The organism is Streptomyces sp., assembly GCF_050698815.1.
Lineage (GTDB): Bacteria > Actinomycetota > Actinomycetes > Streptomycetales > Streptomycetaceae > Streptomyces.
Window position 1 is genome coordinate 1 of the sequence record NZ_JBOHCV010000530.1, and the last position, 11,184, is coordinate 11,184.

General features: G+C 71.5%; 10 protein-coding genes, 2 pseudogenes and 2 riboswitches. Of the genes and pseudogenes, 7 read left to right on the forward strand and 5 right to left on the reverse strand.

Annotation, left to right across the window (positions count from 1 at the left end):
* The 4 genes and pseudogenes from ACRDP3_RS19120 to metE all read left to right on the forward strand — a co-directional run.
* Positions 1-105: pseudogene (locus ACRDP3_RS19120) on the forward strand (dienelactone hydrolase family protein); the annotation flags it as partial.
* A gap of 22 nt (positions 106-127) precedes the next feature.
* Positions 128-489 (forward strand): annotated as a pseudogene (locus ACRDP3_RS19125) (type II toxin-antitoxin system RelE/ParE family toxin).
* 2 nt (positions 490-491) lie between these two features.
* A complete protein-coding gene (locus tag ACRDP3_RS19130; RefSeq protein ID WP_431518183.1) occupies positions 492-833 on the forward strand; it encodes a helix-turn-helix domain-containing protein in 342 nt (113 codons plus the stop codon).
* Between the two features lie 214 nt (positions 834-1,047).
* Positions 1,048-1,291, forward strand: a riboswitch (cobalamin riboswitch).
* Positions 1,292-1,436: 145 nt separating this feature from the next.
* On the forward strand, positions 1,437-3,755 hold the full coding sequence (gene metE / locus ACRDP3_RS19135; RefSeq protein WP_431518184.1) for a 5-methyltetrahydropteroyltriglutamate--homocysteine S-methyltransferase: 2,319 nt from the start codon (positions 1,437-1,439) through the stop codon (positions 3,753-3,755).
* Between the two features lie 72 nt (positions 3,756-3,827).
* Here metE and ACRDP3_RS19140 read toward each other — a convergent pair whose 3' ends face one another.
* The gene (locus tag ACRDP3_RS19140) at positions 3,828-4,598 is read right to left on the reverse strand and encodes a CbtA family protein (RefSeq protein ID WP_431518185.1); all 771 of its coding nucleotides are present in this window, start codon (positions 4,596-4,598) and stop codon (positions 3,828-3,830) included.
* Positions 4,599-4,619: 21 nt separating this feature from the next.
* Positions 4,620-4,844, reverse strand: coding sequence for a CbtB domain-containing protein (locus ACRDP3_RS19145; protein WP_431518186.1), 225 nt, complete (start codon positions 4,842-4,844; stop codon positions 4,620-4,622).
* Positions 4,845-4,890: 46 nt separating this feature from the next.
* Positions 4,891-5,027: riboswitch (cobalamin riboswitch) on the reverse strand.
* Positions 5,028-5,105: 78 nt separating this feature from the next.
* Here ACRDP3_RS19145 and ACRDP3_RS19150 point away from each other — a divergent pair.
* Positions 5,106-5,684 carry a histidine phosphatase family protein gene (locus tag ACRDP3_RS19150; protein ID WP_431518187.1) on the forward strand — a complete coding sequence of 193 codons (579 nt, stop codon included), beginning with the start codon at positions 5,106-5,108 and terminating at the stop codon, positions 5,682-5,684.
* A 19-nt stretch (positions 5,685-5,703) separates the two neighbouring features.
* Here ACRDP3_RS19150 and ACRDP3_RS19155 read toward each other — a convergent pair whose 3' ends face one another.
* The 3 genes from ACRDP3_RS19155 to ACRDP3_RS19165 all read right to left on the reverse strand — a co-directional run bounded on the left by ACRDP3_RS19155 (position 5,704) and on the right by ACRDP3_RS19165 (position 8,837).
* Positions 5,704-6,156 (reverse strand): VOC family protein, encoded by a 453-nt coding sequence (locus tag ACRDP3_RS19155; RefSeq protein WP_431518188.1) that lies wholly within the window; start codon positions 6,154-6,156, stop codon positions 5,704-5,706.
* 95 nt (positions 6,157-6,251) lie between these two features.
* Positions 6,252-8,150 carry a Na+/H+ antiporter NhaA gene (nhaA, locus tag ACRDP3_RS19160; protein WP_431518189.1) on the reverse strand — a complete coding sequence of 633 codons (1,899 nt, stop codon included), beginning with the start codon at positions 8,148-8,150 and terminating at the stop codon, positions 6,252-6,254.
* A 102-nt stretch (positions 8,151-8,252) separates the two neighbouring features.
* Positions 8,253-8,837 carry a TerD family protein gene (locus tag ACRDP3_RS19165; RefSeq protein WP_431518190.1) on the reverse strand — a complete coding sequence of 195 codons (585 nt, stop codon included), beginning with the start codon at positions 8,835-8,837 and terminating at the stop codon, positions 8,253-8,255.
* A gap of 353 nt (positions 8,838-9,190) precedes the next feature.
* On the opposite strand from ACRDP3_RS19165, the gene ACRDP3_RS19170 reads away from it, so the two are divergent.
* Complete coding sequence (locus ACRDP3_RS19170) at positions 9,191-10,786, forward strand: peptide chain release factor 3 (RefSeq protein WP_431518191.1); 1,596 nt, start codon at positions 9,191-9,193, stop codon at positions 10,784-10,786.
* Positions 10,787-10,902: 116 nt separating this feature from the next.
* The coding region (locus ACRDP3_RS19175; RefSeq protein ID WP_431518192.1) for a DUF1992 domain-containing protein at positions 10,903-11,184 on the forward strand (282 nt) is incomplete at its 3' end.

Sequence of the window (11,184 nt, forward strand, 5' to 3'; positions counted from 1 at the left end):
CATGGCTTCACCATGTCCGATACCGACGCCTTCAGCCCCTCCGCGCTGCAGCGCCACTGGGACCGCCTGCTCCCTCTCCTCGACCGCACCCTGGCCAACAGCTGAGGCTCCGGCTCGGAAACCAAACCTGAAGTACATCGAGCCCGAGGTGCGGGCCTGGCTGGAGTCTCTGCCTGCCAAGCATTTCCTCAAGGTGGACGAGTACGCGGGCCTGCCGGCCGAGAACGCGGCGGCTCTCGGGGAGCCCTACGCCCGTACCTCGGCGACGGGGTGCGTGAACTCCGCCCGACGCTCGACAGAGCGGCGATGCGCATCACGTACTGGCTGAGCCCGAACCGCACCGCTGTGCTGTTGACGGTGTTCCGCAAGACGAAGATGCGTGAGGACGCCGAAGTTGAGCGGGCCAAGCTCGCACAGAAGACCTGCGCAGCCGAACACGGATTGGCCCACGAGGAGTTCGTGCGGCGCGTCGAGGAAGGAGAGGTGTGAAGATGAGCCACAGTCGCTGGAAGACCCTGCGAGAGCGCAAGCTTGCCGAGGGCTTCACTGAGCCGGACGATGTCGCCGAGGCCCGTCGCGAGATCCGGCTGTCCATGGCGCTGGCCCAAGCCGTCCATGACCGGCGCACCGAGCTGGGGCTGACCCGGACCGAGCTCGCCGACCGTGCCGCCCTCACCCAGGCGAAGATCTCCCGTATCGAGGGTTCCGACACCGTGCCGACCCTGCCGCTGCTCGCCAAGCTCGCCCGCGCGCTGGACGCCTCACTCAACATCGCCCTGGACAACGACGACACCCAGGTCACCTTCACCCCGCATGAGACCGACGCCGCCTGAATTCTGGGCAGCCACCCGGGCCGCACCGGGAAGCTTCTCGCCCCCGCACCGCGGCCGGTCTGGGCACCCGCAACGCTCTGCTGAGCAGGCGCTTCCTCCTGAACCGGATACTCAGGGAAGGGCAGAAGGTCAGCACCCTCACCCGGCCCGACTACCGGGAAGGGTGACCAGTGAGATCACCTTCGGCCGACTGTCGGGGAGGTGGGCCGGCGCGTAGGGTGGAAGGGCAGTTGGTTCGGCCTGCCCGCCAGGCAGGCGCGTCGTAAGAGGGAATCCGGTGGAACTCCGGAACTGCCCCGCAGCGGTGAGTGGGAACGAACGCCGTCATACGCACTGGGCCCGAGAGCGGGTCCGGGAAGCGACGGTCAGTAGGAGCCGCGTCCGGCGCGTGCATCCGCACGTACGGTCGGTCGCGAAATGCCCGCGAGTCCGAAGACCTGCCACTGTCCGCGCGCGACAGTCGTGCGCGGCGATCTCGGTGACCTCGAGGGCGGGTCGGCGGTACGGGCGGGCACCCACGATGCGTGCCGCCCCGTCGCCTCTCCTTCTCGTGCAGGACCTCGTCGCCCGAGGTCACCGGCGAGACTCGCGAAGGAGAGTTGAGTGACCAGCAAGACCGCAGCCGCGGCATCCCGTGCCACCGTGTACGGTTACCCGCGCCAGGGACCCGACCGTGAGCTGAAGAAGGCCATCGAGGGCTACTGGAAGGGCCGCGTCACCGCCGACGCCCTCCGGGAGACCGCGGCGGGACTGCGCCGGGGCAACTGGCGGCAGCTCGCCGACATCGGCGTGCACGAAGTGCCCACCGGCGACTTCTCCTACTACGACCACGTGCTGGACACCACCGTCATGGTCGGCGCCGTTCCCGCCCGGCACCGGGCCGCCGTCCAGGACAGCGCGCTCGACGGCTACTTCGCCATGGCGCGCGGCACCCAGGACGTCGCGCCGCTGGAGATGACCAAGTGGTTCGACACCAACTACCACTATCTGGTCCCGGAGTTGGGCCCCGACACCGTCTTCACCGCGGACTCCGCCAAGCAGGTCGCGGAACTGTCCGAGGCAGTGGCCCTCGGTCACACCGCCCGGCCCGTACTCGTCGGCCCGGTCAGCTATCTGCTGCTGGCCAAACCCGCCCCCGGGGTCGCCGCGGACTTCGAGCCGCTGACCCTGCTGGACCGGCTGCTGCCCGTCTACGCCGAGGTGCTCGCCGACCTCCGCGCGGCGGGCGCCGAGTGGGTGCAGCTGGACGAGCCCGCCCTGGTGGCGGACCGCACGCCCGCCGAGCTGAACGCCGCGGCCCGTGCCTACCGTGAGCTGGGCACCCTCACCGACCGGCCCAAGCTGCTGGTGGCCTCCTACTTCGACCGCCTCGGCGAGGCGCTGCCGGTGCTGGCCAAGGCCCCCGTCGAGGGGCTGGCGCTGGACTTCACCGGACCCGCAGCCGCCAACGTCGACGACCTGGCCCGTGCGGGTGGACTGCCAGGAAAGCGGCTGGTCGCCGGTGTCGTGGACGGCCGGAACGTATGGATCAACGACCTGAAGCGGTCGCTGTCCACGCTCGCCTCGCTGCTCGGGTTCGCCGACCGGGTGGACGTCGCGCCGTCCTGCTCGCTGCTGCACGTCCCGCTGAACGCCGCCATCGAGCGGGAGCTGGACCCGCAGGTCGCCCGCTGGCTCGCGTTCGCCCGGCAGAAGACCGAGGAAGTCGTCACCCTGGCCCAGGGGTTGAGCGAAGGCACCGGCGCCATCGCGCCACGGCTCTCCGCCAACTACGCGGCACTCGCCTCCCGTACCTCCTCCGCGCTCACCAGCGATCCGGCCGTACGGGCCCGCGCCCAGGCCGTCACCGACACCGACGGGCGCCGCTCGCAGCCCTACCCGGAGCGGACCGCCGCCCAGCGAGCCCGCCTCGGTCTGCCCCTCCTCCCCACCACCACCATCGGTTCCTTCCCCCAGACCAGCGAACTGCGTACCGCCCGTGCCGACTTGCGGGCCGGCCGCCTGGATGCGGCGGGTTACGACGAGCGGATGGCCGCCGAGATCCGCGAGGTGGTCGCCTTCCAGGAGGAGGCCGGTCTCGACGTGCTGGTGCACGGCGAGCCCGAACGCAACGACATGGTGCAGTACTTCGCCGAGCGGCTGAAGGGGTACCTGGCGACGCGGCACGGCTGGGTGCAGTCCTACGGCACCCGCTACGTACGTCCCCCGATCCTGGCGGGCGACATCTCCCGCCCGGAACCCATGTCGGTGGAGTGGACGCGCTACGCCCAGTCGCTGACCCCGCGTCCCGTCAAGGGCATGCTCACCGGACCGGTCACGATGCTGGCGTGGTCGTTCGTACGGGACGACCAGCCGCAGGCCGAGACCGCACGGCAGGTCGCACTCGCCCTGCGCGACGAGGTCACCGACCTGGAGGCGGCGGGCACCGCCGTCATCCAGGTCGACGAGCCGGCGCTGCGGGAGACCCTGCCGCTGCGGGCCGCGGACCGGGCGGCGTACCTGGCGTGGGCGACCGAGTCCTTCCGCCTCACCACCGCCGGCGTGCGTGCGGACACCCAGATACACACCCACATGTGCTACGCGGAGTTCGGCGACATCGTCTCCGCGATCGACGATCTCGACGCGGACGTCATCAGCCTGGAAGCGGCCCGCTCGCACATGCAGGTCGCGGACGAACTGGCCACCGTGGGCTATCCCCGCGAGGTCGGTCCCGGCGTCCACGACATCCACTCCCCGCGGGTACCGAGCGCCGATGAGGTGGCGGCACTGCTGCGCAAGGGCCTCGGGGCCATCCCCGCCGAACGGCTGTGGGTCAACCCCGACTGCGGGCTGAAGACCCGCGGCTGGCCGGAAGTGCGCGCGGCACTGGAGCACTTGGCTGCGGCGGCCCGTACCGTGCGGTCCGAAGTGCGCGAGGGCTGAGGTCCAGTGACACGGCTGGGCCCGGCGGCCGTCCATGGCCGCCAGGCCCAGCCCCGGCTCTCGCTCGACTTCTCAGTGTGGCGCGGGAGTCGCCGCCGCGGTCGGCTCAGGCGCGGCGCGGGACGAGGCCGGCTTCAGCGCACGCTCCGCAAGGTGACCGAAGGCCAGGCCGAAGGCCGTCCACAGTGCGAGCTGGACGGCGAGCGCCGAGAGCCGGAACCGCCACAGCAGCAAGCCCGGGAATCCCTCGGGGAGTTCGCTGAGCGACGGCAGGAAGGCGTACGCGAGACCGATGACCGTGACGAAGCCGAGCCCGGCCACGACCGTCGCGTTCCAGTTGCCGAGCCGGACGGCCAGGCGCTTGCCCAGGATCGTCGCCGCGAGCGCCAGCAGCACGCCGAGCAGCATCATCAGGAAGTACAGCGCGGTGCGCTTGTCGAGGCTGGCGGGGTCGCCCACGGAGGGCGGGTTGGCCGGGTACTTCAGGAACGGCACGAGGCAGATGGTCACGAAGGCGGCGCCCGAGAGCAGGGCCGCGGTGGCGCGCGGGCCGAACCGGCCGACGCGTCCCAGGGCGAAGCTGAAGGCCAGCGCGGCGATACCGCCGAAGGCCACACCGTAGATCAGCACACCGGTGGCCAGACCCACGGTGGACTGCTCGCCGCGGGTCACCAGTTCCTCTTCTTCACCCCCGTGCCCGTGCGCGTGGGCCTCTTCGAAGGCGATGGCGGCATCGATGTGAGGCTCACCGAGCAGATAGGCGACGACCAGGGCCAGCAAGCCGGCGACGAGTCCCGCGAGCATGCCGCGGACAAGGAGTGTTCGTACTGTTGCGGAATTCATGGTGCTGGGGCTCCCGCCGGATCAGTGGCAGGGGAAGCCGAGGAGGTGGCGTCCGTCGTGGACCCACTCGTGCACGCCGGTACCGGAGATGAGGGACGTGGCCCCCTGCTCCGCTCCGACGAAGTACAGCAGAACCAGCATCAGCAGACCGAAGAAGAACGCCCAGGGCAGGATCGCCTTCACCGGCAGGGTGGCCGGGATCGCGGTGCTGGTGCCGGGGCTGGGCGGGGCGATGGACTGTGCCATGGCGGACCTCCTGTTGGGAACTCGCGTCCCTGTCGGTGGAGCTCGTGACGACACCGCGGGTCTGACTTGTCCCGGCCCGAGGGCGGGGACATACAGTGGCGCGACCGTGCCGGATTCCCACCGGCTTCCGAGTTGTCGTCGATACCAGCGGAAGGTACCGCGATCCGGCCTGCCGGGCCAAGACCGCACCGTCGGCCGGCAAAGGTGCGGTGTGATCAACTTTCGTGCGGGAAACGGCCGTTCACGGGGCTGGAGGGAACGATGACGACCCGAGTGACTTTGATCTCGGCGGCCCGCAGCGAGGCGTCGGACGAGGTCCGCTTCGACGACGGGCGGCCACTGACGGCGGCCGGGCTGCGCGCGGCCCGGGCGGCGGCCGGTTCGCTGTCCGTACCTGCGGACGCCCGCGTCCTCGCCTCGCCCTCGCCACGCTGCGCCCAGACGGCCGACGGGCTCGGACTGCGGGCGGTGCCCGAACCCGGGGCGGGCGGCTGCGACATGGGCCGCTGGCGTGGCAGGCCCCTGGAAGAGGTGGCGGCCACCGAGCCGGAAGCGGTTCCCGTCTGGCTGTCGGACCCCGAAGTCGCCCCGCACGGCGGTGAGTCGGTACGGGAGCTGTGCGCCAGGACCGAGGGCTGGCTGGACCGGCTGGCGGCGGAAGCGGGGCGGGTGGTGGCCGTGGTGGAGCCCGATGTCGTACGGGCCGCCGTGGTCTGCGCCCTGGGCGCCCCCGCGCAGGGCTTCTGGCGGGTGGACGTGGAACCTCTGACCGCCACCGGCCTCAGCGGCAGGACGGGGCGCTGGAACCTCAGGCCGGGCGGCCGCATCGGCCCCCGGTGACGAATCCGTCCCGCCGCTCCTACGCCGTACCGGCGGGCGGGTCGGCGAGGATCCCCTCCAGCATCCCGGTCGCCTGTCCCACTTCGATGAGGTAGCCGTCGGGGTCGCGTACGTAGCAGCGCAGTTCGGCCTTGCGGTCGATGGGCGGTGTGAGGAACTCCGCGCCCTTGGCGCTCCACGCGCGATAGCACTCCTGAACGTCGGCCACGCGGATGTTGAGGAAGCTCGAGGTGGTGTTCACGTCCTCGGGCGGTCGCAGCGTCACACCGGGCTTGTCGGGGGTGGGGCCGCCGCCGGGATTCATGATGATCCAGCCGTTGGCGAGCTTGACGATGCACGGGTTCTCCTCCAGCACCACCGTGCCGCCCAGGACGTCGGCGTAGAACGAGCGGGAGCGCGCCACGTCCCGCACGGTGAGGAAGTGGGTGAGGATCAGGCCCGTGTCCGGGGCAGGCAGGTCGTCTCGGTCCATCGTGGTACTCCCTGCTTCGAATCAGCGTCTTCGCAGGGTATGTGCGGATTCGTGGACACCCGCGCGATAACACGCCCTGGACGCGGTACCACGCACTAGTGGCCGAGCTTCGCCCGTACCCGCGCGGCCCGTACGGCCGTGTGGAGGGCGTCGCTGTCGTAGGCGCCGCGGTGCCGGCGGCCGTTGATGAAGAAGGTCGGGGTGCCGGAGACAGCGCTCTCGTCGGCGGAGCCGAGATCCTCGGCGATCCGGTCCGCGCCGGCGCGGTCGTGGATGTCCCGGCGGAAGCGTTCGACGTCCAGGCCGAGTGCCTCCGCCTGCCGTACCAGCGCCGGCATCCGCAGGTCCTCCTGGTGGGCGTGCAGCCACTCGTGCATCTCCCAGAAGGCACCCTGCGCGGCGGCGGCCTCGGACGCCTCGGCGGCGAGCTGCGCATTCGGGTGGACGTCGGTCAGCGGCAGGTGCCGCCAGACGTGGCGGACATCTCCCAGGCCGGCCAGCAGTTCACGGATGACGGGTTCGGCCGCGCCGCAGTACGGGCACTCGTAGTCGCCGTACTCCACCACGGTGACGGTCGCGTCCCGGGGGCCGCGTACGTGATCACGCTCGGGGTCGATCACGCTGGTGAGGTCGACGACGGGAGCGGACCTGCCGTGCAGGGCGCGGCCCCGTACGTGGTGCGGCAGCAGCGTGGTCAGCCTGGAGACACCCCAGGTCGCGGCCGACGCGCACAGCGCGGCACTGAGGATGCCGATCTTCGCCTCCTCCAACTCCCCGCCGTGGAAGGCCAGTCCGGCGATCAGCAGCGAGACGGTGAAGCCGATACCCGCGATCGTCCCGCCGCCCGCGGCGGCGGCCCAGCCCACCGGGGGGCGCAGCCGGCCGCGGCTGAGCCGGGTGACGAGCCAGGAGACCCCGACGATGCCGGCCGGCTTCCCCAGCACGAACGCGAACAGGATGCCGAGCGTGACGGGGGAGGTGAACGCGCGGGAGAGGAGCTCGCCGGTGATCGGCACCCCCACATTGGCGAGGGCGAAGAGCGGCACGACCGCATAGCTGGTCCAGGGGTGGAAGAGTTCCTGTAGGCGCTCGTTGGGGGAGATCGCGGCGGCCAGCCCCATTCGCGCGGACCGGGCGAGTTGCGGTGTCGGCTGCTCGCGGAAGAGCCGGAAGAGGCCGCTCGCCCGTTCCAGATCGCCCCGGGCGGCCGGATAGGCGTAGGTCAGCAGACCCAGTGCCAGACCGGCGACGACCGGATCGATGCCGGACTTGAGCAGCGCTGCCCACAGAACCATCCCCAGTAACAGGTAGACGACTCCGGAGGAGACGTCGGCGGCCCGGATCAGCAGGACGAGTGCGAAGACGCCGCAGGCGGCCAACAGCGCGCCGAGGGTGACCTGTTCGCTGTAGAAGACGGCGATGACACCGAGGGCGACGAAGTCGTCGACGACGGCGATGGTGAGCAGGAAGGCCCGCAGCCGCCGCGGGAAGCGCGGGCCGACCAGGGCGAGCATGCCGAGCGCGAACGCCGTGTCCGTCGACATCGCCGCGCCCCAGCCCTGCGCGGAGGAGTGGCCCGCGTTGACCGCGAGGTAGATGAGGACGGGTACGGCCATCCCGCCCAGGCCGGCCAGTGCAGGCAGGGTGACACGGCGGCGTTCGCGCAGATCGCCCATGTCGAACTCGCGGCGCGCCTCCAGCCCGACGACGAAGAAGAAGAACGTCATCAGGCCGCTGTTGACCCACTCGTGCAGGTCCAGGGAAATGTCCTGGCCGGCCACACCGAGGTAGAGCTTCGTCGCCCAGAAGCGTTCGTAGGACGCGGAGTCGATGTTCGCCCAGGCCAGCGCCGCGAGCGTCGCGGCCAGCAGCACCGCGGCGCTGCCGGTCTCGGTGCGCAGGAACCGGCGCAGCGGCCCCTGCGGGCTCGGCCAGGGAGTCCGCCCGGTCAGCTGTGTGCGGGAAGACCCGGCGGACCCCTGGGAATCGCTCATTCCGCAAGTCTGTCCCAGGGGCTGCTACGCGGCCCAGCACCTCAGCCCGTGCGTCGACGGCGGGCGCTCGCGCCGCAGGGCCAGGTGTGGGTCAGGAGCGGGTCAGGGGCGCCTGCTCCCCATCACGCCCGCGAAGGACTCCGGGTCGGTGTCGAATCCGCTGACGGTGTCGTGGAACTCCCATTCCTCCGCCCCGGCACGGGTGAACTCAGCGACGGTCGCGGCCGTGGAACCGGCGACGTCCGCGAAGTCGTCGCCCGCCAGCTCGTGGTGCCCCACGGCGACCCGCACCGCACTGTTCGCTATGTCGCCGAAGGTCCGCCGCCCCCCGCTCTGCTGGATGACCACGCCCACGACCACGCGCCCGTACGCGGGGGCCAGCCGGTCCAGCTCCAGGACCAGGGCCTCGTCGGGTCCGAAGCCCTGGCCGGTACGGCTGTCCCTGCTGAGGGTGATGGTGCCGTCCGGGGAGCGGCTGTCGAAGTGGACGAGATACGCGGGCTCGCCGTAGGGATCGTCGGTGGAGTACGTGGCGGCGATGATGTCGAGATCATGCACCGGCGCACCGAGCGGACTCGGGTCCCATTTGAGCGTCACCTCGACCTTGCCGAGTCCCTTGTTGAGACTGCTCACAGACTTCCTTCCTCCGGTCCGGTCCGCGGGCCGCTGCGGGAAGCGACCGCGCACACCGTCAACTGTACTGCCGGAGGGGGCGGTTGACGTGCGTTTTCAAGTCCGGTCCGGCACGAAGGCGGCCGGCCCGGCCGCGGTGAGCGCCGCGCATGCCGTGGCCGTGGCGTGTTCGCTGCGAGCAGGGCGCCGCACCGCCGGCCGGCTCCGCGGATCGTCGCTGGAGCTGTTCTGTGACGTGTACGCGGCGAGACCGGCGGGGGAGCGCCGCCGCCGCGATTGGGGGTCTTCCGGCGCCGGGAAGTAGGGTTCCAGCGTCGCGCGGGGGCGCGGGCGGCGTCGGAGAACGAGCTCGAGGAGCGGGTGGCGGGATTGCGTAAGCACTGGCAGGAGACGGGCGGGACCACCCGATGACGAACGCCGACCCCGCCGCGGTGGCGGCCCGGCGGCGTACGTTCGCCGTGATCAGCCACCCCGACGCGGGCAAGTCCACGCTGACCGAGGCGCTCGCCCTGCACGCCCGCGCGCTGACCTCCGCCGGCGCGGTGCACGGCAAGGGGGGCCGGCGCGGGGTGGCCTCGGACTGGATGGAGATGGAGCAGGCCCGCGGCATCTCGGTGACCTCAGCGGTGCTGCAGTTCGACCACCGCGACCGGGTGCTGAACCTGCTGGACACCCCCGGGCACGCGGACTTCTCCGAGGACACCTACCGGGTGCTGGCCGCCGTGGACTGCGCGGTGATGCTGATCGACGCGGCCAAGGGCCTGGAGGAGCAGACCCGCAAGCTCTTCGACGTGTGCCGTCACCGCGGCGTCCCGGTGATCACCTTCGTGAACAAGTGGGACCGGCCGGGCCGGGAGGCCCTGGAGCTGCTGGACGAGATCGAGAGCGAGTTCAAGCTCAAGCCCACGCCGGTGACCTGGCCGGTGGGCATCGCCGGAGAGCTGCGCGGACTGGTCGACGTACGCGATCCCGGGCACCTGCTGCGTTACACGCGTACGCCCGGCGGCGCGAAGGAGGCCGTCGAGGAGACGCTCACCGCCGAGCAGGCCGCCGTGGCGGCGGGCCCGGAATGGGAGCAGGCGTCCGAGGAACTGGAGCTGCTGCGCGAGACGGGTGCCGTGCACGACCAGGAGGACTTCCTGGCCGGCAACTCCACGCCGGTCTTCTTCGGCGCCGCGGTCTCCAACATCGGCGTGCGGCTGCTGCTGGACGCCGTGGTCGACCTGGCGCCGGCCCCGGCTCCGCGCCCGCTGCTCGGCGGCGGGGAGCGGCCGGTGGACGCGGCCTTCTCCGGGCTGGTCTTCAAGGTGCAGGCGAACATGGACCGTGCGCACCGGGACCGGATCGCCTTCGTACGGGTCTGCTCCGGCGTCTTCGAGCGCGGCATGACGGTGACCCGCGCGGCCACCGGCAAGCCGTTCGCCACCAAGTACGCGCACAGCGTCTTCGGCCAGGACCGCTCGTCGGTGGAGACGGCCTACCCGGGAGACGTGGTGGGCCTGGTCAACGCCAACGCGCTGCGGGTCGGCGACACCCTCTACACCGGGGCCCGGGCCGACTTCCCGCCCATGCCCACCTTCGCGCCCGAGCACTTCGCGGTGGCCCGGCCGTCGGACATCGGGCGCTCCAAGCAGTTCCGGCGAGGCATCGCACAGCTCGACGAGGAGGGCGTGGTGCAGGTGCTGGCCTCCGACCGGCGCGGCGAGCAGTCGCCGGTGCTGGCGGCGGTCGGGCCCATGCAGTTCGACGTCGTGGCGCACCGGATGGAGAACGAGTTCTCCGCGCCGCTGCGGCTGGAACCGCTGGCCTACAGCGTGGCGCGGGTCACCGACAAGGCGGGCGCCGAGGCGCTCAACCTTTCCCGCCTGGTGCACGGCGAAGCGCTGACCCGCACCCGTGACGGCAGCTGGCTGGCGCTCTTCCCCAGCCGCTGGCAGGCATCGGCCTTCGAGCGGGAATTCCCGGACGCGCTGCTGGAAACCCTCGTCGCCGCGCACGAGTAGCGCCCCGGCGGTCGCCGCTGTGCCCCGGGGCCGCCGTACTCTTGGGCACCGACGGTGGTGGAGCGCGGCAGCCGCGTCGTGTGTGCGGCGCCGCCCGGAACCGGGGAGATCGCGTTATGACCGAACGCAAACCGCCCGGCATCGAATTCGAGTCGTGGGTCGACCGGCAGATCCGCGAGGCGGAGGAGCGTGGCGCGTTCGCCGGTCTGCCGGGCGCCGGCAAGCCGCTGCGGGACGCGGACGCCCCGTACGACGAGATGTGGTGGCTGAAGCGGAAGATGCGCGACGAGGGCCTGTCCCGGCTGCCGCCCACCCTCGCCCTGCGCAAGGAGGCCCAGGACGCGCTCGCCACGGCGTCCCGGGCCCGGTCGGAGGCGGAGGTGCGGCGGATCGTGACG